Origin of the sequence: Burkholderia cepacia ATCC 25416, from assembly GCF_001411495.1 — a bacterium.
GTDB classification, from domain to species: domain Bacteria; phylum Pseudomonadota; class Gammaproteobacteria; order Burkholderiales; family Burkholderiaceae; genus Burkholderia; species Burkholderia cepacia.
In genome coordinates this window covers 1,259,636-1,285,431 of the sequence record NZ_CP012982.1, presented here as the reverse complement: position 1 = coordinate 1,285,431, position 25,796 = coordinate 1,259,636, and the positions used below count along the sequence as shown (strand labels likewise).

17 protein-coding genes, 2 tRNA genes and 3 rRNA genes are annotated in these 25,796 nt (G+C 63.6%); 17 read left to right on the top strand and 5 right to left on the bottom strand.

What is annotated here, in order from left to right:
- Window positions 1-180 precede the first annotated feature (180 nt).
- Window positions 181-1,317 (bottom strand): branched-chain amino acid ABC transporter substrate-binding protein, encoded by a 1,137-nt coding sequence (locus APZ15_RS23085; protein WP_027790507.1) that lies wholly within the window; start codon window positions 1,315-1,317, stop codon window positions 181-183.
- Between the two features lie 639 nt (window positions 1,318-1,956).
- Between APZ15_RS23085 and APZ15_RS23080 the strand changes: the two genes are divergently transcribed.
- Window positions 1,957-2,751 (top strand): AraC family transcriptional regulator, encoded by a 795-nt coding sequence (locus APZ15_RS23080; protein ID WP_027790508.1) that lies wholly within the window; start codon window positions 1,957-1,959, stop codon window positions 2,749-2,751.
- Between the two features lie 69 nt (window positions 2,752-2,820).
- Here the strand turns inward: APZ15_RS23080 and APZ15_RS23075 are convergent, their stop codons facing one another.
- Window positions 2,821-3,084: a hypothetical protein gene (locus tag APZ15_RS23075; RefSeq protein ID WP_021159311.1), complete on the bottom strand. Its 264-nt coding sequence runs from the start codon at window positions 3,082-3,084 to the stop codon at window positions 2,821-2,823.
- Window positions 3,085-3,372: 288 nt separating this feature from the next.
- Window positions 3,373-5,265 (bottom strand): bifunctional sugar phosphate isomerase/epimerase/4-hydroxyphenylpyruvate dioxygenase family protein, encoded by a 1,893-nt coding sequence (locus APZ15_RS23070; protein WP_027790509.1) that lies wholly within the window; start codon window positions 5,263-5,265, stop codon window positions 3,373-3,375.
- Window positions 5,266-5,522: 257 nt separating this feature from the next.
- Between APZ15_RS23070 and aroQ the strand changes: the two genes are divergently transcribed.
- Genes aroQ through APZ15_RS23055 form a run of 3 tightly spaced genes read left to right on the top strand, consistent with a single transcriptional unit; the run spans window position 5,523 to window position 8,212 of the window.
- Window positions 5,523-5,978: a type II 3-dehydroquinate dehydratase gene (gene aroQ / locus APZ15_RS23065; protein WP_027790510.1), complete on the top strand. Its 456-nt coding sequence runs from the start codon at window positions 5,523-5,525 to the stop codon at window positions 5,976-5,978.
- Window positions 5,975-6,829, top strand: coding sequence for a shikimate dehydrogenase (locus APZ15_RS23060; RefSeq protein WP_027790511.1), 855 nt, complete (start codon window positions 5,975-5,977; stop codon window positions 6,827-6,829). Before aroQ ends, APZ15_RS23060 begins: the two co-directional genes overlap by 4 nt.
- A 42-nt stretch (window positions 6,830-6,871) precedes the next feature.
- Window positions 6,872-8,212, top strand: a complete 1,341-nt coding sequence (locus tag APZ15_RS23055; protein ID WP_027790512.1) for an MFS transporter — start codon at window positions 6,872-6,874, stop codon at window positions 8,210-8,212.
- An 88-nt stretch (window positions 8,213-8,300) separates the two neighbouring features.
- Here APZ15_RS23055 and APZ15_RS23050 read toward each other — a convergent pair whose 3' ends face one another.
- Window positions 8,301-9,410, bottom strand: a complete 1,110-nt coding sequence (locus APZ15_RS23050; protein ID WP_021159314.1) for a 2-aminoethylphosphonate--pyruvate transaminase — start codon at window positions 9,408-9,410, stop codon at window positions 8,301-8,303.
- 260 nt (window positions 9,411-9,670) lie between these two features.
- Here APZ15_RS23050 and phnS point away from each other — a divergent pair, with 260 nt between their 5' ends.
- The 13 genes from phnS to APZ15_RS22985 all read left to right on the top strand — a co-directional run bounded on the left by phnS (window position 9,671) and on the right by APZ15_RS22985 (window position 24,715).
- Complete coding sequence (gene phnS, locus APZ15_RS23045; protein WP_027790513.1) at window positions 9,671-10,759, top strand: 2-aminoethylphosphonate ABC transporter substrate-binding protein; 1,089 nt, start codon at window positions 9,671-9,673, stop codon at window positions 10,757-10,759.
- A 34-nt stretch (window positions 10,760-10,793) separates the two neighbouring features.
- Window positions 10,794-11,897, top strand: a complete 1,104-nt coding sequence (gene phnT / locus APZ15_RS23040) for a 2-aminoethylphosphonate ABC transport system ATP-binding subunit PhnT (protein WP_027790514.1) — start codon at window positions 10,794-10,796, stop codon at window positions 11,895-11,897.
- Window positions 11,875-12,795 (top strand): 2-aminoethylphosphonate ABC transporter permease subunit, encoded by a 921-nt coding sequence (phnU, locus tag APZ15_RS23035; protein ID WP_027790515.1) that lies wholly within the window; start codon window positions 11,875-11,877, stop codon window positions 12,793-12,795. Before phnT ends, phnU begins: the two co-directional genes overlap by 23 nt.
- Window positions 12,785-13,645 (top strand): 2-aminoethylphosphonate ABC transport system, membrane component PhnV, encoded by an 861-nt coding sequence (gene phnV, locus APZ15_RS23030; protein WP_027790516.1) that lies wholly within the window; start codon window positions 12,785-12,787, stop codon window positions 13,643-13,645. Before phnU ends, phnV begins: the two co-directional genes overlap by 11 nt.
- A complete protein-coding gene (gene phnA / locus APZ15_RS23025) occupies window positions 13,642-14,949 on the top strand; it encodes a phosphonoacetate hydrolase (protein WP_027790517.1) in 1,308 nt (435 codons plus the stop codon). Before phnV ends, phnA begins: the two co-directional genes overlap by 4 nt.
- Window positions 14,946-16,400, top strand: coding sequence for a phosphonoacetaldehyde dehydrogenase (gene phnY, locus APZ15_RS23020; protein WP_027790518.1), 1,455 nt, complete (start codon window positions 14,946-14,948; stop codon window positions 16,398-16,400). Before phnA ends, phnY begins: the two co-directional genes overlap by 4 nt.
- Window positions 16,401-16,404: 4 nt before the next feature.
- On the top strand, window positions 16,405-16,956 hold the full coding sequence (locus APZ15_RS23015; RefSeq protein ID WP_027790519.1) for a phosphonate degradation HD-domain oxygenase: 552 nt from the start codon (window positions 16,405-16,407) through the stop codon (window positions 16,954-16,956).
- A 507-nt stretch (window positions 16,957-17,463) separates the two neighbouring features.
- Window positions 17,464-18,996, top strand: a 16S ribosomal RNA gene (locus tag APZ15_RS23010).
- A 63-nt stretch (window positions 18,997-19,059) separates the two neighbouring features.
- A tRNA-Ile gene (locus tag APZ15_RS23005) sits at window positions 19,060-19,136 on the top strand.
- Between the two features lie 89 nt (window positions 19,137-19,225).
- Window positions 19,226-19,301: transfer RNA gene (locus APZ15_RS23000), tRNA-Ala, on the top strand.
- A gap of 287 nt (window positions 19,302-19,588) precedes the next feature.
- Window positions 19,589-22,469 (top strand): 23S ribosomal RNA (locus APZ15_RS22995).
- A gap of 155 nt (window positions 22,470-22,624) precedes the next feature.
- A 5S ribosomal RNA gene (gene rrf / locus APZ15_RS22990) occupies window positions 22,625-22,737 on the top strand.
- Together the 16S, 23S and 5S rRNA genes with 2 tRNA genes alongside form the textbook arrangement of a ribosomal RNA operon.
- Window positions 22,738-23,290: 553 nt before the next feature.
- The gene (locus APZ15_RS22985) at window positions 23,291-24,715 is read left to right on the top strand and encodes an MFS transporter (RefSeq protein WP_027790520.1); all 1,425 of its coding nucleotides are present in this window, start codon (window positions 23,291-23,293) and stop codon (window positions 24,713-24,715) included.
- A 232-nt stretch (window positions 24,716-24,947) separates the two neighbouring features.
- Here APZ15_RS22985 and APZ15_RS22980 read toward each other — a convergent pair whose 3' ends face one another.
- Window positions 24,948-25,691: a 2OG-Fe(II) oxygenase gene (locus APZ15_RS22980; protein ID WP_027790521.1), complete on the bottom strand. Its 744-nt coding sequence runs from the start codon at window positions 25,689-25,691 to the stop codon at window positions 24,948-24,950.
- Window positions 25,692-25,796 lie beyond the last annotated feature (105 nt).

Here is a 25,796-nt window from a genome sequence, read left to right as displayed (position 1 = left end):
ATGGGGCACGGCAGGGACGAAGCGTCAAAGCGGGTGGGAGGATTCTACAGGAGCGCGAAATGCGCGCGCGGGTGCGCGACGGGGAAGGCTTCGGAGCGGGCGGCCGAGGCCGGGGCAAAAGCGCGCGCGGCGCGGGCGGCCGATGAGCCGCCGACGCGCCGCGCGGGGCCGGGTTGCGTATCAGTTGCCGGCGATCGTATCGACCGGCTTGAACGTGCCGCGCTCGACCTTGTAGATCGTCACCGGCGCATCCTTCAGGTCGCCTTTCGCGTCGTACGCGATGCTCGGGGCCGACACGCCCTTGACCGACACCTTGCCGAGATACGGTGTGTACACCTTCGGGTCGGTCGAGTTCGCGTCCTTCATCGCGGTGAGCAGCGCGATCGTGCCGTCGTACGAGTACGGCGAGTAGGTGATCACGTCTTCGTTGAAGCGCGCCTTGTAGCGTGCCGCGTAGCCGGCGAAGCCCGGCATCTTCTCCTTCGGCAGCCCGCCCATGTAGACGATCGCGCCTTCGGCCGCGTCGCCGCCGACCTTCAGGAACGTCGGCGAGCGCGACATCTCGCCCGTCACGAACGCCGACTTCATCCCGAGCTGGCGCATCTTGCGGATCATCGGCGACGATTGCGCGTCGCCGCCGCCGTAGAAGATCGCGTCCGGGTTCATCCCCTTGAGGTTGGTCAGGATCGCGGAGAAATCGAGCGCCTTGTCGTTCGTGAAGTCGCGCTTGACGATCGTGCCGCCCGCCGCCTCGACGGCTTTCGCGAATTCGTCGGCGATGCCCTGGCCGTAGGCCGTGCGGTCGTCGATGATCGCGATGCGCTTGAAGCGCAGCGTCTTCACCGCGTACGTGCCGACGATGCGGCCCGCTTGCGCGTCGCTCGTCAGCAGCCGGTAGGTCGTCTTGTAGCCGCGCGCGGTGTATTGCGGCGACGTGGCCATCGAGATCTGCGGCAGCCCCGCGCGATCGTACAGGTCGGACGCGGGAATGCTCGTGCCCGAGTTGAAGTGCCCGATGATCCCGCGGACGTTGTCGTCGATCAGCCGCTGAGCGACGGTCGTGCCCGTGCGCGGGTCGGCCTGGTCGTCCTGCGAATCGAGCTGGAACGTGACGGGCTTGCCGCCGATCGTCGGACGCGTCGCGTTGAAATCGGCGATCGCGAGCTGCACGCCCTTCTGCATGTCCGTGCCGTAGTTCGACTGCGGGCCGGTCAGCGGTGCGGCGAAACCGATCTTGACGACGTCGGTGGCAATGGCGTGCGCGCCCGACAGTGCGCAGGCAGCGGCCAGCGCGACGTGCGATACCTTCAGCTTCACTTTCACTTCCCCTTGATGGCGTGGTTGGGCCGCCGCCGGCTGGCGGGCCGGCACCGGTAAACCGGGCGAGACGGTTCGGTCGGCAGGCCGATGCGAGGGCCGTGCGTGCGTGCCGCGTGCTGCCCGGGCTGTGCCGGAATCGGCGCGTGTGGTGGCCGATGCCGCAGGCCCTGCACGCCGGTCGCTGCCGCGGCGGAAGGTCGTCTCGTGACCGTGAAGCGAAGTCTAGACAGCGAAAATGCGTGCGTCTTGCGCGTTCGGTGCGCGGCCGGCGACGATATCGGCATATCGTCGATAACCCTGATATATGCCGAAATCGTCATGACGAATGCGCAAACGCGCCAAGACGCTGTACGGTTGCATTTTTATGCTGGCGAGTTCGAGCACGCCGTGTCGGTGCGCCGGTGAGCCCGTGCACTCACGGCAGGTCGGCATCGGCGCATGCGGATTTGCGGCCGGCCGCTGCATGCGCGGCGCAGTGGTTGTGCATGCAACGTATGTTGCGTGTCGAAGCCGGTCGGCGCGACGGCGCGACGTGACGGCTGCCGCCAGCTTGCCCGCCCTTGCGATCGGCGCGACGCGATCGGAGGGGCGCTTCTATAATCGACGCCATCTGCCACTCGCATTGCGGTTGCCGGGATGACGACCTTGCCAGCCGTACCGCCCATGAGCCTGTCCGATACGTTGCGCCACCAGCCCGACAACGCCGATCTCGGCGCGATGCTCGCGCACTTCCGCCTGCTCGAACCGGTGTTCGATGCGCTGCCGGACGTCGCGTTCTTCGTGAAGGACTCAAACGGCCGCTACGCGCTCGTCAACCGCACGCTGGCGATGCGCTGCGGCTACAAGGACAAGCGTGACCTGCTCGGCAAGACGGCCGACGAAGTGTTTCCGCGCCGCTTCGGCCGCAGCTATTTCGAGCAGGACATGGCGACGATCAACGCGGGCCAGCAACTGATGGACCAGCTCGAGCTGCACCTGTATCCGGGCCGCCAGCCGGGCTGGTGCCTGACCTGCAAGGAGCCGCTGCGCGATGCCGCAGGCAGGGTGGTCGGCCTCGCGGGCATCTCGCGCGACCTGAAGGCGCACGAGGGATCGCACCCGGCGTACAGCCGGCTCGCCGACGTGGTCCAGCACATCCAGGATCACTACGTACAGCCGCTGAACCTGAAGCAGCTCGCGCAGATGGCCGGGATGTCGGTCGCGCAGCTCGAGCGCTACTTCCACAAGGTGTTCCACCTGACGCCGCGCCAGGTGCTGCTGAAGACTCGGCTGGATGCGGCCACCGCGCTGCTCGTCACGCACGACAAGGTGACCGACGTCGCGGCGCTATGCGGCTATACGGATCACAGCGCGTTCACGCGCCAGTTCAAGGCGACGGTCGGCGTGACGCCGACGGAATACCGGTTGATGCTGCAGGAGCGGGCGGGGTGACGCGACACGTCGAACGGGTCGGCGAGTCGCAGGGATCGGGCGATACGGGGAAACGGTGAAAACCGCGGCTCAGCGGTAGCCGAGCCCTTTCAGGACGGCGGTGCCGTTTTCGGTCAGCCGGAAGCTGGGGGCCGTATCGGCGTCGAGCTTGACCATCTCGACGAGGCCGGCTTCCTGCAGCGCAGGCAGTTCGGGTTTGGCGTTCGCGCCGATCGGTGCGTGCAGCAGCACGAGCAGCGTCGCGATTTCATGATGACTGAGCAGGCGGCGCAGCATCGTCTTCTTTGCAGGGGGCGCGGCCGGGCGGCCCGCGGGTGCTTCTACGGCGCTCATCGCTTTCCTCCTTTTCGAGATAACTATCGGGTACTGGTTGCGGATGGTGCCGTCGAAGACTTAAGCGATTCTTAAAACTGCGGCCGCGGACCGTATGCTGCGCTGCGGTACGGGTTACCGGATGTAACGTGAGACGGGCGCGGTTTCCGGCCCGATCGCGGCAAGCCGCGCGGGCGGGTGCGCTGCCGCGCGATTCACCGCGATGGTGCGCGCGGGATGCGGCCCTTTGAGTCAGCCGCGGGGCAGCGAATGTGATTCGGCCCCGAAATCCAGGTTCGTCTCCTTCGCTTATTTCCTGTGCTGCGCCTGCGCGGCCAGGCGCACGGCTGCGTTTGCCGCCCCGTAGCCGTCGTATCCGCCGCGCCGCTCGACGATCTCGAGCGAGAAGCGGTTGTCGACCAGTTCTGTATACGCGTGCAGGAATTCGCCGCCGTGCTCGTCGCGGTCGTACAGCAGGTGATGCGTGCTCAGTGTGTCGATCAACTCGTCCGGCAGCGCGTAGCGTGCGGCGAGATCGTCGTAGTAGTTCGGCGGAATGCGCAGGAACGGAATGCCGTCGGCCGCGAATGCGGCGATCGTCTTCACGATGTCGTCCGTGCGGAACGCGACGTGGTTCAGCCCCGTGCCGTGGTAGCGGTCGAGCGATTCGGCGACCGCCGTGTGCCGGTCGACCGACGCGTTCAGCGCGATCCGCACCGAACCGTCGGCGCTGCGCACCGCGCGGCTGCGCATCAGCCCGTACGGGTCGGGCACGAGCCAGCTGCGTTCGGCCTCGAAGCCGAATGCCGTCTTGAAGAACAGGATCCACGTATCGAGTGCGTCGGCCGGCAGCGCCAGGCACACGTGATCGATACCCGTCAGCGGGCCGACCTCGCTCGGGCCGTCGATGTCGGTCAGCACGAAGTCCGATTCATACAGCGTCGGCGCGTTCGGCGCTTCGTCGACGAAATACTCGAGGCTGCCGTCCGGCGCCTGCACACTCGGCAGCACGCGTTCGTTCGGCCCGACACGGCCGGAGAACGGCGCGTAGCCGAAACCGGCCGCGCGCTCGAACGCCACTTTCGCGTCGTCGACGCGGAATGCCGAAGCACACAGCGACAGCCCGTGCTGCTGGAAGAACGCATCGGCGAACGAGTCGCGTTCCGCGTTCAGCACGATCGACGCGGCGCCGTGCTGGAACAGCGTCACGTCCTTCGACCGATGCCGGCCCGCGAGCCGGAAGCGCATCCGGCCGAGCCATTCGCCGACGGTTGCCGCGGCCTGTGCGTCGACCGCGAATTCGATGAACTGGAACCCGACGTGCGCGGGCGGCGCCGGCGGCGCGAACAGCGGCTGGCTGGCGGCCGGCGCGCGGCCGTCCCGCGCGAGCTGCTCGCGTGTCAGTTCTTCCAGGTAGAGCAGCGAGCGATGGCCGTCGGCGGCCGTGATCGCGGTCGGCGCCGCGCGGAAGCCGTCGTTGAAGATCTCGAGCGACAGCGGCCCCGTGTAGCCCGATTCGATCACGCGCGCGGTGAAGCGCGCGAGGTCGAAGTCGCCCTGGCCCGGGAACGAGCGGAAATGGCGGCTCCATTCGAGTACGTCCATCGCGAGCTTCGGCGCATCGGCGATCTGCACGAACGCGATCCGGTCGCCGGGGATGTCGGCGATCGCGTCCGGAGAATCGTCGAGCGACAGCGTATGGAAGCTGTCGAGCGCAAGGCCGAGGTGCGGGCTGTTCACGGCATTCACGAGTTTCCACGCATGGCCGTACCGCTTCACGACTCGGCCCCACGCGAGCGCTTCGTACGCGGCGACCACGCCGGCTTGCCGCGCGGCTTCCGCGAGCGCGCCGAGCTGGTCGACGAGCAGCCCGTCGTCGGCGATCGTGTCGGCCGACACGTTGCTGCACACCAGGATGCGGTCGGTGCCGAGCGCATGCATGACGTCGAACTTGCGCTTGATGCGATCGAGGTTGCGGGCGAGCTGGGCTGCGCTCACGCCCTCGAAGTCACGAAACGGCTGGAACAGCACGATGTCGAGGCCGAGATCGGCGGCCATGCGCCGGACGTCGGCCGGCGATCCGTCGAAGTAGACGAGGTCGTTTTCGAAGATTTCGACGCCGTCGAAGCCGGCGGCCTTGATGGCGGCGAGCTTCCCGGCGAGCGTGCCGGACAGTGACACGGTGGCGATCGAGCGCTGCATGGGCGAATCCTGCGGATGAGCGGGGCACGGCGCCGATCGAATCGACCCTGAATGAACCAGTCGTTGAATTAACGACGAACGCCATATCCCGAATTTACTGGGTTAGTGATACGTATTGTACAAACTAACTAGGTGGTACAAATTAGCGAAAACCCGAAAAGACATTGCGCTTTCGCAAGCGCACACTAGCGCCAAATCTTGACGTCAGGGGGCAACGTCGGCTAGCGATGCGCCCCCGTTTTAGGAGCAGAAACACCATGAGCAAGCCCAAGGTGCTGGTGCTGAACGGCCCGAACCTGAATCTGCTGGGGACGCGCGAGCCCCATATCTACGGCGCGGAAACGCTCGCCGACGTCGAGCAGCGCTGCCGTACGGCGGCTGAAGCGCTCGGGCTGGAAATCGACTTCCGCCAGTCGAACGCCGAGCATCAGCTGATCGACTGGCTGCACGCTGCGCGTCACGATACGGACGGCATCGTGATCAACCCGGCTGCCTATACGCATACGTCGGTGGCGCTGGCCGATGCGCTTTCCGCGATCGCGAAACCGGTGATCGAAGTTCATATCTCGAACGTGCATCGTCGCGAGGCGTTCCGTCACCATTCCTATGTGTCGGCGATTGCCGAAGCCGTGATCTGCGGCTGCGGCACCGAAGGCTACGTGTTCGCGCTGCAGCGTCTGGCGACGCTGTTCGCGCAGGGAGCCGCGCGATGAGCCGCCCGTCGTTTCTGATCGGCCTGATCGGCCAGGGCATCGGCGGCTCGCTGTCGCCTGCGATGCACGAGGAAGAAGGTTTTCGCCAGGGGTTCGGCTATGTCTACCGGCGGATCGACCTCGACGTGCTCGGCGTGACCGTCGACGCACTGCCGCAACTGCTCGATGCCGCGCAGCGGATGGGCTACAACGGCCTGAACATCACGCACCCGTGCAAGCAGCGCGTGATCGAGCACCTCGACGCGCTGTCGGACGATGCGCGTGCGCTCGGCGCGGTGAACACCGTGTTGTTCAAGGACGGCAAGCGGATCGGCCACAACACCGACTGGTCGGGCTTCGCGAAATCGTTCCGCCGCGGATTGCCCGACGCGTCGCTCGAACGCGTCGTCCAGCTCGGCGCGGGCGGCGCGGGCGCGGCCGTGGCGCACGCCGCGCTGCAGATGGGCGCGGCCGAACTGACGATTTTCGATGTCGACGGCACGCGTGCCGCCGCCCTCGCGGCTGAACTGCAGCAACGCTTCCCCGCGGCACGGGTTGTACAGGGCGGCGATCTCGCGGACGCGATGCGCGCCGCGACGGGCCTGATCCACGCAACGCCGACAGGCATGGCCAAGCATCCGGGCCTGCCGCTGCCGGCCGAGCTGCTCCACGCGGGCATGTGGGTGGCCGACATCGTGTATTTCCCGCTCGAAACCGAACTGGTCCGCGCCGCGCGCGCGGTCGGCTGCGCGACGCTGCCGGGAGGCGGGATGGCCGTGTACCAGGCCGTCGATGCGTTCGAGATCTTCACCGGACGAACGCCGGACGACGAACGGATGTTCGAACACTTTCAGTCGCTGGTCGCACGCTGACCCTTCTACCGACTAGCTGAAAAAAGAGATCAGGAGACAATCATGCAGCACACCACCCACTCGAACGCCGCGCCCGCGGCGGCCGGCACGGTCCGGCGCACCTCGGCGCGCTACAAGATTCTCGCGCTGCTCGCGATCGGCACGATGATCAACTATCTCGACCGCACCGTGCTGGGGGTGGCTGCACCGCAGCTCACCAAGGAGCTCGGCATCAATGCGGCCGTGATGGGCATCATGTTCTCCGCGTTTTCGTGGACGTACGTCGCGATGCAGGTGCCCGGCGGCCTGTTCCTCGACCGCTTCGGCAGCAAGATCACCTATTACTGGTCGATGACGCTGTGGTCGCTGTGCACGTTCCTGCAGGGCTTCGTGCCGGGCATCGCGACGCTGCTCGCATGCCGGCTCGGGCTCGGCGTGACGGAGGCGCCGTGCTTCCCGACCAACAGCCGGGTCGTCGCGACGTGGTTCCCGCAGAACGAGCGCGCGATGGCGACCGGTACGTATACGGTCGGCGAGTACATCGGCCTCGCGTTCTTCAGCCCGGTGCTGTTCGCGCTGATGGGCGCGTTCGGCTGGCGCTCGCTGTTCTGGGTCGTCGGCGCGATCGGCATCGCGTTCGGCCTGGTCTGGTGGAAGTTCTATCATGAGCCGCGCAACCATCCGGGCGCCAACTCCGAGGAGCTTGCGTATATCGAGGCGGGCGGCGGTCTCGTGCACAGTGCACGCAAGGACGGCGACAAAGGCGGCAAGGGCGCGCAGAAGAAGTTCAGCTGGGCGATGGCCGGCAAGCTGCTGAAGAAGCGCCAGCTCGCGGGCATCTGTCTCGGCCAGTTCGCCGGCAACTCGACGCTGGTGTTCTTCCTGACCTGGTTCCCGACCTACCTCGCCACCGAGCGCCACATGGGCTGGCTGAAGATCGGCTTCTTCGCGGTGATGCCGTTCATCGCCGCGTCGGTCGGCGTGATGTTCGGCGGGATCTTCTCCGACTGGCTGCTGCGCCGCGGCAAGTCCGCGAACCTCGCGCGCAAGCTGCCGATCATCGCGGGCCTGCTGCTCGCGTCGACGATCATTCTCGCGAACTACGTGCAGAGCAACGAAGCCGTGATCGCGATCATGTCGGTCGCATTCTTCGCGCAGGGGATGGCCGCGCTCGGCTGGACGCTCGTGTCCGACATCGCGCCGGACGGCCTGCTCGGCGTGACCGGCGGCATCTTCAACTTCGCGGCGAACCTGGCCGGCATCATCACGCCGCTCGTCGTCGGCTTCATCGTCGCGTCGACCGGCTCGTTCGTCGGCGCGCTCGTGTTCATCGGCGTGATCGCGCTGATCGGTGCGCTGTCTTACATCTTCGTCGTCGGCGACATCAAGCGGATCGAACTGTAAGCATCGCCTCCACGCGCATCCTGTGCGTTCGCCCGGCGGCCGGTAGGCCGCCGGGCTTTTTTGTTGGCGCGACGCGCTGCGTGCACCCTTATGCGTGCTGCACGGCGATACCGAGCGATTCGACCGCCTGCGCGATCGCCGCGACCGCGCGCCGGATATCGTTGGCGTCGATCGCACCGATGCAGCCGACGCGGAACGTCTCGAGCTGCGTGAGCTTGCCCGGGTACAGGATGAAGCCGGCATCGCGCACGGCGTCGTAGAAGCGGCGGAAATCGTAGGCCGGGTGGTCGGGCGCATGGAACGTGACGATCACCGGCGCCTGCACGTTCGCATCGAGGAACGGCGCGAAGCCGAGCGCGCGCATCGATTCGACCAGCGTCCGGCAGTTGTCCGCGTAGCGCGCGCCGCGCGCCGGCTGGCCGCCTTCGGCGAGATACTGGTCGAGTGCGGCGCGCAGCGCGGCGATCACGTGCGTCGGCGGCGTGAAGCGCCACTGGCCCGTCTTGCGCAGGTATGCGTACTGATCGTGGAGATCGAGCGCGAGCGACGGCGAATTTCCTTCGCCGGCCTCGAGCGCATCGCGCCGCACGATCGCGAACCCCATCCCCGGCACGCCTTCGAGACATTTGCCGCTTGCCGAGATCAGCGCATCGATGCCGCTGCCCGCCAGTGCGATCGGCAGCGCGCCGAACGAGCTCATCGCGTCGACGATCAGCCGCTTGCCGTGGCGTCGGCACACGGCGGCGATGTCGTCGAGCGGGTTCAGGATGCCGGCGCTCGTCTCCAGATGCACCTGCGCGACGTGCGTGATGCGCGGCTCGCGCGCGAACGCGGCTTCGATCGCGGCCGGATCGACGGCCGCATCCTCGCCGAACGGCAAAGCGATCGCTTCGATACCGAGCCGGCCGAGGATCTTCAGGATGCGCGCGCAATACGCGCCGTTGTCGGGCACCAGCACGACGCCGTCGCGCGGCACCAGCGTACCGAGCGCGGCTTCGACCGAGAACGTGCCGCTGCCCTGCATCGGTACGCACACGTACTCGTCGCCGCCATGCGCAATGGCGACGAGGTCCGCGCAGACGCTGGCCGTCAGTTGATTGAAAGCGGCATCCCACGAGCCCCAGTCATGTTGCATTGCGTGGCGGGTTGTGGCGGACGTGGTGAGCGGGCCGGGCGTAAGAAGAATCGGATCGGACATGGTTTTCCCTTGCAAAGGTCGGAAAGAAACGCCGGGCGGCATTTCTGAATGACTTGCATGATATTGGCAAAATGTGTCATTTTTTGGAAATTGTGGCATTCGTCACGGGTTTGTCATCGAACGCTGTGATCCTTCGCTTGCCGCGAGAAACCTGACCTCGGCGCGGCGGCGAGGCAGGCCGTTGATCGGCCTTGCCCGGAGATAACAGGAGAGCCGGATCGTGCCCCGGCCATTTGGTGTTCCGCCTACGGAGAAGTGAGATGACACTGCAGAATTCCTCGCGCGCCGCTGCCGGCGCGTTCCGCAAGCTTGCACTGGCCGCCGCCGTCGCCGGTCTGATGGGCGCCGCGTTGCCCGTGCATGCGGCGAGCGCGGTCGTGCTGTACACAGCAGACGGTCTCGAGAACCTCTATCGCGATGTGCTGCCGGCGTTCGAGAAGAAGGAAGGCGTCAAGGTCAACATCGTGACGGCGGGCAGCGGCGAAGTCGTCAACCGCGCGAACATCGAGAAGAATTCCCCGAAGGCCGACGTGATCGTCACGCTGCCGCCTTTCATTCAGCAAGCCGGCCAGATGGGCCTGCTGCAGGCGTACCAGAGCGTGAACTACAAGAACGTGCCGACGATCGCGAAGGCGGAAGACGGCACGTGGGCGACGTTCGTGAACAACTACTTCTCGTTCGCGATCAACCCGGACGTCGTGAAGAGCCAGCCGAAGACGTTCGCCGACCTGCTGTCGCCGAGCTATGCCGGCAAGGTCGCGTACTCGAACCCGGCCACGGCCGGCGACGGGATGGCCGTGCTGATCCTGACGACGTCGCTGATGGGCGAGGACAAGGCGTTCGACTACCTCGCGAAACTGTCGCAGAGCGTGAAGTTCCACACGAAGGGCACGGGCTACCTGAACGTGCTGCTGTCGCGTAACGAGATCAGCGTCGCGAACGGCGACCTGCAGATGGACCTCGACGATGCCGAACACGGCGCGCTGTCCGTCAAGCCGATCTTCCTGGCCGCGAAGGACGGCGACCAGCCGACCACGTTCCAGCTCCCGTACGGCATCGGCCTGATCAAGAGCGGCCCGAACCAGGACGCCGGCAAGAAGCTGATCGACTACCTGATGTCGACGGAAGTGCAGTCGAAGGTGCCGGACATGTACGGCATCCCGGGCCGCACGGACGTGCCGCTGGCCGGCAAGAACGGCGAAGCGGTCAAGAAGGCGATCGCGGGCGTGAAGCTGATCCCGGTCGACTGGACCCAGGTGATGGCGAAGAAGCCGGTGTGGATCGAGCGCTGGAAGAAGGACGTGATCGGCAGCTCGGGCAAGCAGCTCGACGTCGTCAAGCCGAAGTGATCGGCGCCCGCTGCCTGTATTCGTGAGCAAGAGGATGAACCCGGTGGAAACCACCCTGACCCATCCCGGCGCATTCGGCGCCGCCGAACCGCGAGCAATGCTGCGGTCCGGCGCGCCGGGCGGCGTGCAGATCGAACACCTGAGCGTGCGCTACGGCGCGCGCACGGTGCTGGAAGATCTGTCGCTGTCGATCGGTGCCGGTGAATTTCTGACCGTGCTCGGCAAGAGCGGCTGCGGCAAGACCACGCTGCTGCGCTTCATCGCCGGGTTTGTGAAGGCCGACGGCCTGACCGGCACGCTGACCGTCGCCGGACGCGACCTGACCTACGCGCCGCCGCACAAGCGCAATCTCGGTCTGCTGTTCCAGAATTACGCGCTGTTCCCGCACCTGTCGGTGTTCGAGAACGTCGCCTTCGGGCTGCGCGCGCGCGGCATGGCGTCGGCGGAAGTGACGCGCCGTGTCGCCGATGCGCTGAAGCTCGTGCAGCTCGGCGATGCGGGCCACCACCTGCCCGCACAGTTGTCGGGCGGAATGCAGCAGCGCGTCGCGCTGGCGCGCGCGCTCGTGATCGAGCCGGACGTGCTGCTGCTCGACGAGCCGCTGTCGGCGCTCGACGCCAACCTGCGCGCATCGGTGCGCAGCGAACTGAAGGCGCTGCACGAGCGCCTGCCGAACCTGACCGTCGTCTGCGTGACCCACGACCGCGACGACGCGCTCGTGCTGTCCGACCGCGCGCTGCTGATGCGCGACGGCCACATCGCGCAGCTCGGCACGCCGCAGCAGCTGTACGACGCGCCGCAGGACGGCTACGTCGCGCGTTATCTCGGCCCGGCGAACCTGCTGCCGCCGCACGTGATCTTTCCGCTCGGCGATCCGCGCCATGAAGTGCGTGGCAAGGTGGCGTGCGTGCGCCCCGAGCGCCTGACCGTGATGCCGCCCGCCGCGGGCGGGCTGCACGGCACGGTGTCGTCCGTCGAATGGCAGGGCGCGGACCTGTCGATCGCGGTCACGATCGATGCGGCGCCCGACGAGCCCGTGCGCGTCACGATGCAACGCGGCCGCGGTGCGGCTCCCGAGCGCGGTGCGCGCGTTTCCCTGCATTGCGAGGCAGACGATGTCGTCCTTATCGAGCCCTGAAGCCGGCCTGCCGCCGCACGTGCTCGCGTCGGCCGCCGCGCACGCCGCCGCCGCGCGGCGCCGCAAGCGCATGGGCGACCTGCACCTCGCCGCGCTCGCGATCGTCGTGCTGGGCCCGCTCGTCGTCTACCCGCTGGTGCGGCTCGTGCTGCTGAGCGTGTCGGGCGACCACGGGCTGGGTTTCACCGCGTACCGGACGTTCTTCGGCAACCCCGACACCCGCAACGTGCTGCTGACCACGCTCGGCGTGCTGTTCGCGAGCGCCGGCACCGCGTCGGTGCTCGGTGTGCTGCTGGCCGCGCTGCTGTTCTTCAAGCCGTTTCCGGGCGCGTCGCTCGTCACGCGCTTCCTGGAGCTGTACGTCGCGTTTCCGTCGTTCCTCGTCGCGTTCACGCTGATCTTCCTGTACGGCTCGCAAGGCTCGATCAGCATCGCGCTGCAGCACCTGTTTCATCTCGAAAATGCGCCGCTCGATTTCCTGTTCGGCATCGGCGGCGTGATTCTCGCGCAGACCGTGTTCTATACGCCGTTCGTCGTGCGGCCGACGCTCGCATCGTTCGCGACGCTCGATTTGCGGCTGATCGAAGCCGCACGCAGCCTCGGCGCTTCCGGCTGGATGCTCGCCCGCCGCGTCGTGCTGCCGATCGCGTGGCCGGGCATCGCCGCCGGCACCGTGCTGTGCTTCCTGCTGACGCTGAACGAATTCGGGATTCTGCTCGTGCTCGGCAGCGCGCGGCTCGTCACGCTGCCGGTCGCGATCTACAGCAGCGCGACCGTCGACCTCGATCTGCCGACCGCGTCGGCGGGCGCGGTGGTGATGCTCGCGTTGTCGCTGGCGCTGTATGCGGTTTATCGCCGGGTGAACCGGCGCGCGACGGGAGGGAACGATGTCCGCTGAATTCCGTATCGGGCAAGCCGTGCCGCGCCACCAGATCGGCTGGGGCGACACGGTGCTCAAGCATGCATCGCGCGCGGCGCTCGCGCTGGCCGCGTTCGCGTGCTTCTGGTTGTTCGTGTTGCCGGTCATCGTCGTCGCGCTGTCGAGCGTGTCGACGCAGTGGTCGGGCACGATCTTGCCGGCCGGTTACAGCCTGCGCTGGTTCGAGCGGCTCGGGTCGCCGGAATACGACGCGCTGCTGACGAGCCTCGAAATCGGCTTCGGCGTGTCGGCGGTCGGCACGGTCCTCGGGCTGTGGCTCGCGCTGGCGCTCGAAGGGCGCGACCGGCGCGGCCTCGGCGCGGTGGTCGATGCCCTCGTGATGGTGCCGAACGGCGTGCCGAGCGTCGTGCTCGGGCTCGCGGTGCTGATCGCGTATCACCAGAAGCCGGTCGACCTGTCGAGCTCGGCGGCGATCGTCGTGCTCGTGCAGCTCGCGCTGATCTTGCCGTTCTGCTATCGCTGCGCGGCCGCGGCGCTGCGTCCGGAGCTGACCGTGCTGCGCGAAGCGGCGGCGAGCCTCGGCGCGCCGCCCGCGATGGTGCTGCGCCGCGTGCTGCTGCCGCAGCTGGTGCCGGCGCTGCGCGCGAGCCTCGCACTCGGCTTCGCGCTGTCGCTCGGCGAGCTCGGTGCGACGCTGACGGTTTATCCGCCCGGCTTCGCGACCGTGCCGATCGTCGTGATCGGCCAGGTGGAGCGGGGGTATTACCTTCCGGCGTCGGCGCTGTCGCTGCTGATGCTGGGCGCGTCGCTCGCGGCGCTGCTGCTGATCGCCGCGCGCGTGCCGCGCGGCAAGCGGGCGGCTTCATGAACGCCGCGTTTGCATTGCGCCAACCTGGCGACGCGTCGGCGGCCGGCATCTCGACGGAGCTTGCGGGTCGCTCGGTCGACGTCAACGGCCGGCACTACCGGCTGCCGGTCGAGCCGACCGTCGTCGTCTGCGTCGACGGCTGCGAGTACGACTATCTCGAACGGGCGGTGGAAGCGCGTGTCGCGCCGTTCATCGGCCGGATGATCGCGGAAGGCACGGCCTGGCGCGCCGATTGCGTCGTGCCGACCTTCACCAACCCGAACAACCTGTCGATCGTCTGCGGCGTGCCGCCGTCGGTCCACGGAATCTGCGGCAACTATTTCTGGGACCCGGCCGCCGACGGCGGGCGTGGCGCCGAAGTCATGATGAACGACCCCGCCTACCTGCGGGCAGGCACGCTGCTCGCGGCGGCGTCCGACGCCGGTGCGCGGGTGGCCGTCGTGACGGCGAAGGACAAGCTGCGCCGGCTGCTCGGCTGGCAGATGAACGGCATCTGCTTTTCGGCCGAGAAGGCCGCGCAGGCGAATCTCGCCGAAAACGGGATCGTCGACGTGCTCGACTGGGTGGGCCTGCCGTCGCCGGACGTCTACAGCGCGGCGCTGTCCGAATTCGTGTTCGCGGCCGGCGTGCGGCTTGCGCAGACGCGCCAGGTCGACCTGATGTACCTGTCGACCACCGATTACGTGCAGCACAAGTGCGCGCCGGGCAGTGCCGGCGCGAACGCGTTCTACGCGATGATGGACGGTTATCTCGCGCAGCTCGACGCGCTCGGCTGGGCGATCGGGCTGACGGCCGACCACGGGATGAACGCGAAGCACGATCCTGCGACGGGCCGGCCGAACGTCGTCTATCTGCAGGATGCCTTCGACGGGTGGTACGGCGCGCAGGCTGCGCGCGTGATCCTGCCGATCACGGATCCTTATGTCGCGCATCACGGCGCGCTCGGCTCGTTTGCCACTGTTTATCTGGCGCCGGGCGTCGACCGGGCCGAGGCGATGTGGCGCGTCGGCGGCCTCGACGGCGTCGAGCTCGTGCTCGACAACGCGGAAGCCGCGGCACGTTTCGAGCTGCCGGCCGACCGGATCGGCGATCTCGTCGTGATCGGCCGCCGCGACATGACGCTCGGCACGCGCGAGCGCGAACACGATCTGTCGGGCCTCACGGTGCCGCTGCGTTCGCATGGCGGCGTGTCGGAGCAGGAAGTACCGCTGCTGTTCAATCGCCGTATCGAGCCGGTCGATCCTGCGCGTCGCCCGCGTAATTTCGACGTGTTCGATTACGTGCTGAACCGGGTCGCGACATGATGGCTCACCCCCGACACGATCACCCGGCGTTTCGCGCGGAGGCGCTGCGCTGGTGCGGCACGCGCGCGACGCGCGAACGCACGCTCGACGTCATGGACCCTTACACGGGCACGCGCGTCGGTACGGTGCCGCTCGCGAGCGTCGACGATGTGCGCGCGGCATTCGACTACGCGATGGCGTACCGGCCGACGCTCACGCGTTACGAGCGTTCGGAGATCCTCGAACGCACGGCTGCGCTGTTGCGCGAGCGTACCGAGGAAGCGTCCGACCTGATCACGCTCGAGTCGGGGCTGTCGAAACAGGACTCCCGCTACGAGATCGGCCGCGTGGCCGACGTGTTGAAGTTCGCGGCGGTCGAGGCGCTGCGCGACGACGCGCAGAGTTTCTCGTGCGACCTGACGCCCCATGGCAAGGCGCGCCGCGTGTTTTCGCAGCGGCAGCCGCTCGACGGCGTGATCGTCGCGATCACGCCGTTCAATCATCCGATGAACCAGGTGGCGCACAAGATTGCGCCGGCGATCGCGACCAACAACCGCGTGATCGTGAAGCCGTCGGAGAAGGTGCCGCTGTCGGCGCTCTATCTGGCCGACCTGTTGGTTGAAGCCGGTCTTCCGGAGCCGATGCTGCAGGTGCTGACCGGCGATCCGCGCGAGATCGCGGACGAGCTTGTCACGCACCCGCATGCGTCGCTGATCACCTTCACGGGCGGCGTGGCGATCGGCAAGGCGATTGCCGCGCGGGCCGGCTACCGCCGCATCGTGCTGGAACTGGGCGGCAACGATCCGCTGATCGTCCTCGACGATGCCGATCTCGAACGCGCGGCGTCGCTGGCGGTGCTCGGGTCGTACCGGAATTCGGGCCAGCGTTGCACGGCCGTCAAGCGGCTGCTGGTGCAGCGCTCGATCGCGCCCGCCTTCACCGAATTGCTCGTCGAGAAGACGCGCGCATGGAGGTACGGCGATCCGTTCGATCCCGCGAACGAAATGGGCACGGTGATCGACGAGGAGGCGGCGCGGCTGTTCGAGGCGCGGGTCGGGGAGGCGGTCGCGCAGGGCGCGCGGCTGTTGACGGGCAACGTGCGGCGCGGCGCGCTGTATGCGCCGACCGTGCTCGACAACGTCGATCCGTCGATGACGATCGTGCGCGAGGAGACCTTCGGCCCGGTATCGCCGGTGATTGCGTTCGACACGATCGACGACGCGATCCGGATCAGCAACGGGACGGCGTTCGGGCTGTCGTCGGGTGTCTGTACGGACAGCACGGCGGCGGTCGTGCGGTTCGTGAACGAGCTGAACGTCGGCACGGTGAATGTATGGGAAGTGCCCGGATACAGGATCGAGCTGTCGCCGTTCGGCGGGATCAAGGATTCTGGGCTCGGATACAAGGAAGGCGTTCAGGAGGCGATGAAGAGCTTCACGAACCTGAAGACGTTTTCGCTGCCTTGGGAGTGAATGAATGGCATTGACGGTGGAAGATATCCACGGGCTGTATCGCGAGCATGGCCATGTGGCCTATAGCGGTGAACCGGTCACGCAGCTCGAGCATGCATTGCAGAGTGGATTGCTGGCGGAAGAGGCGGGGGCTGATGAGGCGCTGGTCGCGGCGGCGTTCCTGCACGATCTCGGGCATTTGCTGAATCGTCAGGGCGAGACGCCGAGTGCGCGCGGGATCGACGATCTGCACCAGTATTACGTGCTGCCGTTCCTGCGTCCGCTGTTTTCCGACGCGGTGCTGGAGCCGATCCGGCTGCACGTCGACGCAAAGCGCTGCCTGTGCCGCACGGACGCCGGCTACTTCGAGAGCCTGTCGCCGGACTCGGTGCGCAGTCTCGCGCTGCAGGGCGGCATCTTCAGTGAAGAGGAGACGGCGGCGTTCCTGCTGCGTCCGTTCGCGGAGGATGCGCTGCGTCTGCGCCGCTGGGACGATACGGCAAAGGAAGAGGGCAAGGTGACGCCTGATCTCGATCACTATATGGCGATCGTCGCGCGCCAGGTGCGCACAGGCTGACCGGTTGAGTTGCTTCTATATAAGACCCCGCACGCGACAGCGTGCGGGGTCTTATATTTTTTGAGAAAGCCCTTGCGCAGTTGGAAGAGGGTGCTTAGAATCACGCCTCTTTCGCGCTAACGGAAACGCAGCGCGGGAGAGGGAAGCGAAGCTGGTGGTGTGCTGCAGTGTCGGGCGCGCGGCTGGCCTGGAAGTTGAACCCCGCAGTCGCAACGATGTAGTGTAAAAAGTTGTTGACGAGCTGCGAAACACGGTTCATAATCTCGCTTCTCTGCTGCTGAAAACGCAGCGCTGCCGGGAAGCACGAAGTTCCTCGCAGATTGCTCTTTAAAAATTAACAGCCGATAAGTGTGGGCGCTTGATGGAAGCGAGCTGATCTTCGGGTCAGATAGCAAAAGTATCAAGAGTCTCACACTAAAGTAAGTCAGGTTTATGAAGTGATTCATATTCCTGTCAGCTTTGAGTGAGCGACCGGTTCTTAACCGAACCGAAAACAGTAACAGGTTTAAACTGAAGAGTTTGATCCTGGCTCAGATTGAACGCTGGCGGCATGCCTTACACATGCAAGTCGAACGGCAGCACGGGTGCTTGCACCTGGTGGCGAGTGGCGAACGGGTGAGTAATACATCGGAACATGTCCTGTAGTGGGGGATAGCCCGGCGAAAGCCGGATTAATACCGCATACGATCCACGGATGAAAGCGGGGGACCTTCGGGCCTCGCGCTATAGGGTTGGCCGATGGCTGATTAGCTAGTTGGTGGGGTAAAGGCCTACCAAGGCGACGATCAGTAGCTGGTCTGAGAGGACGACCAGCCACACTGGGACTGAGACACGGCCCAGACTCCTACGGGAGGCAGCAGTGGGGAATTTTGGACAATGGGCGAAAGCCTGATCCAGCAATGCCGCGTGTGTGAAGAAGGCCTTCGGGTTGTAAAGCACTTTTGTCCGGAAAGAAATCCTTGGCTCTAATACAGTCGGGGGATGACGGTACCGGAAGAATAAGCACCGGCTAACTACGTGCCAGCAGCCGCGGTAATACGTAGGGTGCAAGCGTTAATCGGAATTACTGGGCGTAAAGCGTGCGCAGGCGGTTTGCTAAGACCGATGTGAAATCCCCGGGCTCAACCTGGGAACTGCATTGGTGACTGGCAGGCTAGAGTATGGCAGAGGGGGGTAGAATTCCACGTGTAGCAGTGAAATGCGTAGAGATGTGGAGGAATACCGATGGCGAAGGCAGCCCCCTGGGCCAATACTGACGCTCATGCACGAAAGCGTGGGGAGCAAACAGGATTAGATACCCTGGTAGTCCACGCCCTAAACGATGTCAACTAGTTGTTGGGGATTCATTTCCTTAGTAACGTAGCTAACGCGTGAAGTTGACCGCCTGGGGAGTACGGTCGCAAGATTAAAACTCAAAGGAATTGACGGGGACCCGCACAAGCGGTGGATGATGTGGATTAATTCGATGCAACGCGAAAAACCTTACCTACCCTTGACATGGTCGGAATCCTGCTGAGAGGCGGGAGTGCTCGAAAGAGAACCGGCGCACAGGTGCTGCATGGCTGTCGTCAGCTCGTGTCGTGAGATGTTGGGTTAAGTCCCGCAACGAGCGCAACCCTTGTCCTTAGTTGCTACGCAAGAGCACTCTAAGGAGACTGCCGGTGACAAACCGGAGGAAGGTGGGGATGACGTCAAGTCCTCATGGCCCTTATGGGTAGGGCTTCACACGTCATACAATGGTCGGAACAGAGGGTTGCCAACCCGCGAGGGGGAGCTAATCCCAGAAAACCGATCGTAGTCCGGATTGCACTCTGCAACTCGAGTGCATGAAGCTGGAATCGCTAGTAATCGCGGATCAGCATGCCGCGGTGAATACGTTCCCGGGTCTTGTACACACCGCCCGTCACACCATGGGAGTGGGTTTTACCAGAAGTGGCTAGTCTAACCGCAAGGAGGACGGTCACCACGGTAGGATTCATGACTGGGGTGAAGTCGTAACAAGGTAGCCGTATCGGAAGGTGCGGCTGGATCACCTCCTTTCCAGAGCTATCTCGCAAAGTTGAGCGCTCACGCTTATCGGCTGTAAATTAAAGACAGACTCAGGGGTCTGTAGCTCAGTCGGTTAGAGCACCGTCTTGATAAGGCGGGGGTCGTTGGTTCGAATCCAACCAGACCCACCATTGTCTGACGTGTCGGTGATCGTTAGCGCTTTAGCGCTTACGAGTACCCCAAGCCGACCGGCTAACACCTGAGGGTATCTGTACTCAATGGGGGCATAGCTCAGCTGGGAGAGCACCTGCTTTGCAAGCAGGGGGTCGTCGGTTCGATCCCGTCTGCCTCCACCAATCACCAACGCTAAGTGCTTGGTTCATATGATGAACCGAGAATTTTGCATTGGCGATTGAGCCAGTCAGAGCGGTACGAAAGTATCGGCTGTCGTTCTTTAACAATCTGGAAGAAGTAAGTAATTTGGATAGCGGAAGCGTCTTGAGATGGACGTGGAAACTATCCGGGTTGTGATTGTATCGATGTATCTCAAGATGATTCGAACTCTAAGTTTGACTCAATTGGAATACGGCACAACGCGAGAACTCAACCTGTAGCGACTGTCGATGAGACAGACTCGTTATAGGGTCAAGCGAACAAGTGCATGTGGTGGATGCCTTGGCGATCACAGGCGATGAAGGACGCGGTAGCCTGCGAAAAGCTACGGGGAGCTGGCAAACAAGCTTTGATCCGTAGATGTCCGAATGGGGAAACCCACTCCTTTTGGAGTATCCATGGCTGAATACATAGGCCATGTGAAGCGAACGCGGTGAACTGAAACATCTAAGTAACCGCAGGAAAAGAAATCAACCGAGATTCCCAAAGTAGTGGCGAGCGAAATGGGATGAGCCTTGCACTCTTTATTTGTATTGTTAGCCGAACGCTCTGGAAAGTGCGGCCATAGCAGGTGATAGCCCTGTAGGCGAAAACAGTATGAAAGAACTAGGTGTGCGACAAGTAGGGCGGGACACGTGAAATCCTGTCTGAAGATGGGGGGACCATCCTCCAAGGCTAAATACTCGTGATCGACCGATAGTGAACCAGTACCGTGAGGGAAAGGCGAAAAGAACCCCGGGAGGGGAGTGAAATAGATCCTGAAACCGCATGCATACAAACAGTCGGAGCCTCGTAAGGGGTGACGGCGTACCTTTTGTATAATGGGTCAGCGACTTACGTTCAGTAGCAAGCTTAACCGTATAGGGCAGGCGTAGCGAAAGCGAGTCCGAATAGGGCGTTCAGTTGCTGGGCGTAGACCCGAAACCAGGTGATCTATCCATGGCCAGGATGAAGGTGCGGTAACACGTACTGGAGGTCCGAACCCACTAACGTTGAAAAGTTAGGGGATGAGCTGTGGATAGGGGTGAAAGGCTAAACAAACCTGGAAATAGCTGGTTCTCTCCGAAAACTATTTAGGTAGTGCCTCGTGTCTCACCTTCGGGGGTAGAGCACTGTCATGGTTGGGGGGTCTATTGCAGATTACCCCGCCATAGCAAACTCCGAATACCGAAGAGTGCAATCACGGGAGACAGACATCGGGTGCTAACGTCCGGTGTCAAGAGGGAAACAACCCAGACCGCCAGCTAAGGTCCCCAAATATAGCTAAGTGGGAAACGAAGTGGGAAGGCTAAAACAGTCAGGAGGTTGGCTTAGAAGCAGCCACCCTTTAAAGAAAGCGTAATAGCTCACTGATCGAGTCGTCCTGCGCGGAAGATGTAACGGGGCTAAGCTATATACCGAAGCTGCGGATGCGTGCTTGCACGCATGGTAGGAGAGCGTTCCGTAAGCCTGCGAAGGTGCCTTGTAAAGGGTGCTGGAGGTATCGGAAGTGCGAATGCTGACATGAGTAGCGATAAAGGGGGTGAAAGGCCCCCTCGCCGTAAGCCCAAGGTTTCCTACGCAACGTTCATCGGCGTAGGGTGAGTCGGCCCCTAAGGCGAGGCAGAAATGCGTAGCTGATGGGAAGCAGGTCAATATTCCTGCACCATTGTTAGATGCGATGGGGGGACGGATCGCGGAAGGTTGTCCGGGTGTTGGAAGTCCCGGTCGCTGCATTGGAGAAGGCACTTAGGCAAATCCGGGTGCGTAATTCAAGGGTGTGGCGCGAGCTTCTTCGGAAGCGAAGCAATTGGAAGTGGTTCCAAGAAAAGCCTCTAAGCTTCAGTCTAACGATGACCGTACCGCAAACCGACACAGGTGGGCGAGATGAGTATTCTAAGGCGCTTGAGAGAACTCGGGAGAAGGAACTCGGCAAATTGGTACCGTAACTTCGGGATAAGGTACGCCCTTGTAGCTTGACTGGCCTGCGCCAGGAGGGTGAAGGGGTTGCAATAAACTGGTGGCTGCGACTGTTTAATAAAAACACAGCACTCTGCAAACACGAAAGTGGACGTATAGGGTGTGACGCCTGCCCGGTGCCGGAAGATTAAATGATGGGGTGCAAGCTCTTGATTGAAGTCCCGGTAAACGGCGGCCGTAACTATAACGGTCCTAAGGTAGCGAAATTCCTTGTCGGGTAAGTTCCGACCTGCACGAATGGCGTAACGATGGCCACACTGTCTCCTCCCGAGACTCAGCGAAGTTGAAGTGTTTGTGATGATGCAATCTACCCGCGGCTAGACGGAAAGACCCCATGAACCTTTACTGTAGCTTTGCATTGGACTTTGAACCGATCTGTGTAGGATAGGTGGGAGGCTATGAAACCGGAACGCTAGTTTCGGTGGAGCCGTCCTTGAAATACCACCCTGGTTTGTTTGAGGTTCTAACCTTGGCCCGTGATCCGGGTCGGGGACAGTGCATGGTAGGCAGTTTGACTGGGGCGGTCTCCTCCCAAAGCGTAACGGAGGAGTACGAAGGTACGCTAGGTACGGTCGGAAATCGTGCTGATAGTGCAATGGCATAAGCGTGCTTAACTGCGAGACCGACAAGTCGAGCAGGTGCGAAAGCAGGTCATAGTGATCCGGTGGTTCTGTATGGAAGGGCCATCGCTCAACGGATAAAAGGTACTCTGGGGATAACAGGCTGATACCGCCCAAGAGTTCATATCGACGGCGGTGTTTGGCACCTCGATGTCGGCTCATCTCATCCTGGGGCTGTAGCCGGTCCCAAGGGTATGGCTGTTCGCCATTTAAAGAGGTACGTGAGCTGGGTTTAAAACGTCGTGAGACAGTTTGGTCCCTATCTGCCGTGGGCGTTGGATATTTGAAGGGGGCTGCTCCTAGTACGAGAGGACCGGAGTGGACGAACCTCTGGTGTACCGGTTGTCACGCCAGTGGCATCGCCGGGTAGCTATGTTCGGAAGAGATAACCGCTGAAAGCATCTAAGCGGGAAACTCGCCTTAAGATGAGATATCCCTGGGGACTAGATCCCCTTGAAGGGTCGTTCGAGACCAGGACGTTGATAGGTCAGGTGTGTAAGCGCAGTAATGCGTTCAGCTAACTGATACTAATTGCCCGTAAGGCTTGATCCTATAACAAGTCTGCCTTGTAGATCGGCGCCGTGTGAAAGCACCGGCCGCAAGATCCAGAGCGACATGTTGGATTCTCGTGTGTGATACACACAACCTAATTACTGCTTCTTCCCAGATTGGTTCTGTTGGCCACGCCAGCAGGACAACCCTCTTTGCCTGATGACCATAGCGAGTCGGTCCCACCCCTTCCCATCCCGAACAGGACCGTGAAACGACTCTACGCCGATGATAGTGCGGATTCCCGTGTGAAAGTAGGTAATCGTCAGGCTCCCTAAGCCAGAAACCCCCGCCCGAACAGGCGGGGGTTTTTGCATTCCAGCGACGGAAATGCACGGCACAGGCCAAGCAATACTGCGGCCGGAGCCGAGACCGCCGACGGTCGTGGATCAGGATCTGCCATCCCCGAGCAATCCGCCGCCAAGCATCGTTGATATCCTCGGTACGTTCTCTGCGGACCACGCCGATCCACTTTCAGTCAGCGTCCGGTCGATGTCGATACATCCCGTGGCGATGTTTTGATGATCGACGATGCGCGACGTTCGTCGAAGATGGTCGATAAATGTCGCCTTCTGGCAAAAATGCCCTGCTTCATCCGCCGGTCTTTCGACGAGCCCTGTCGACCTGATCGGCGTGCACCCTTCTGCGAACGCACCACGAAATCGTCATAAAAATCTATGCGCATAAAGTCCGTTCGCACGGCATGCGCTGCAGAGCGGGGAGCAGGCCCTTCGGGGTAATATCGCCATTCGTCCCGATTCCCAGTGCTTTCAGGCGTCCGCTGGCGGTCGGTATCCTCCCGTATTCCGCCTCTCGCACAGTTCATGACTGACAGCCCTGCCCAAGGTAGTCGGACGACCGACTTCTTGCCGTATCTCGTCGCCGCAACGTTCTTCATGGAGTACCTCGACACGACCGTGATCGCGACCGCGCTGCCGCAAATGGCGCGTTCGTTCGGTGTCGGTCCGAACGCGCTGAGCCTCGGGATGACCGCCTATATGCTCGCGTTGGCGGTGTTCATCCCGATCAGCGGCTGGATCGCGGACCGCTATGGATCGCGTACGGTATTCGCGAGTGCGATCGTCGTCTTTACCGGTGCGTCGGTGCTGTGCGGGCTGTCCGAAGGTGTCGTGACGTTCACGGCTGCACGGCTGCTGCAGGGCGTCGGCGGGGCGATGATGGTGCCGGTCGGACGGATGATCGTCGTGCGCAGCACCGAGAAGGCGAAACTGATGCGAGCGATCGCGACGATCACGTGGCCGGGCATCGTCGCGCCGGTCGTCGGGCCGCCGATCGGCGGCTTCATCACGACCTATGCGTCGTGGCGCTGGATCTTCCTGCTGAACGTCCCGTTCGGTATTGCCGCGCTTGTCTGTACCTGGCTGATCGTCCGGAACACGCGGGCTGACGAGCAACGGCCGCTCGACTGGGCTGGATTCGTGCTGGCCGGTGGTGCATTGACTTGTCTGTTGATCGGTACCGAAGCGGCCGGCCAGCAGGACGTCGACTTCACGCGCGCGGGCGTCCTGGTGGGGGCGAGCGTGCTGTTCGGCGTGGCCGCGTGGTGGCATGCGCGACGCTGCGCGCATCCGCTGCTCGACTTCACCACGCTGAAGGTGCCGACCTTCTCGGTGACGGTGATCTCCGGCTCGATCACGCGGATGGCGATCAACGCCGTGCCGTACCTGCTGCCGCTGTTGTTCCAGATCGGCTTCGGGTTGTCGCCGTTCCAGTCCGGCCTGTTGCTGCTCGCGAGTGCGCTCGGCAATCTGGGGATGAAGGCGGGAACGTCGTGGATTCTCGACCGATATGGTTTCCGGCGCGTTGCACTCGTCGACGTGACAATTGTCGGCATCTTCACGATTGCGTGCGGCTGGCTGACCGCGTCGACGCCTCTGGCAATCACGCTGCTCGTCGTATTCGTCTACGGACTCACGCGGTCGATGCAGTTCACGACGCTCGCGACACTCGCCTATGCGGATATCCCGGCGCATCAGACGAGTGCAGCCAGCACGCTGTGGAGTGCCGCACAGCAGATGACGATCGGGATGGGGATCGCGTTCGGTGCATTGTCGCTGCGGCTCGCAGCGTTGGTGCGCGGCGATGCCGCCGGCATGCATTACGTGCTCGACGATTTCCGCTGGGCATTCGTCGCGGCCGGCGTGCTCGCGCTACTGACGTTGCCGGGTTATGCGCGGCTGGCTTCCGATGCAGGCGATCGGCTGCGGGCGAGTGTGGCGCGAGGGTAGGTCGAACGACGCATCCAATTTGCACCGCGACAGGTGAGCGCGACTGTTTTTCGTCGCTCACCCGAAACGTCGATCCGTTGTGGTGGTTGCGATGGCCTGACGGTCAGCGCAGTCGGCCCTTTGTCGCTGCTGCGGGCGTGCGGGCAGTAGCGTAGCGCGGTGCTCCCAGCGTGAACCAGAAATCATCCGCGTGACGAACGTCGGGACGGCACCACGCTCGTCCTCGCTGCCGTCACTGCGCGTCATGAAAGATGATGCCGACCGTGTGGCGGTGGCCATTGCGAATCCGGCTCACGCCGTGGCGCAGGTTGACGCGATAGACGCTGCGCGTCCCCTGCACGGGTCTGCCATGCACGGCGAAGATCACCGCGTCGCCTTGCATCAGCGGCACCACTTCCGCCCGTGATTGCATGCGTGGCCGCTGTTCCGTCAACACGAATTCCCCGCCCGTGAAATCGCGGCCCGGCGCCGACAGCAGGATCGCGACCTGCAGCGGAAACACGTGCTCGCCATAAAGATCCTGATGGAGACAGTTGTAGTCGTCGGGACCGTATTGCAGGATCAGCGGCGTCGGTCGCGTTTGCCCCGCCGCCCGGCAGCGATCGAGGAATGTCGTGTGGTCGTTCGGATAGCGGACGTCGATTCCGAGTGCCTGGTTCCAGCGATTCGCGATGGGTGCGAGATGCGGGTAGATCGTCGTGCGAAGCTCGGCAATGACCGCGGGCAGCGGGTACGCGAAATACTTGTATTCGCCGCGGCCGAATCCGTGCCGCGCCATCACGACGCGTGAACGATAAAGCGCATCCCGTGGATAGAGCGACGCGAGCGCATCGCATTCGTTCGTCGAAATCAGGCCTGGCACAGGCGCGCATCCATAGCGATCGAGCTCGGCGCCGACAGTCGGCCAGTCGATGGCGTCGACGCGTTGTGCGATGTCCGGCGATTCGACGGCAGGTTGCAGATCGGCGATGTTCACGGGCGTCCCTTGGTTCGTCAGCGATGTGGCGCCGAGTCGAGCGGAATGCCCGGAAGCATTGCGTGCACGGTTGGAGCCACGAAGAAAGTTGATGAACCCAGTCTA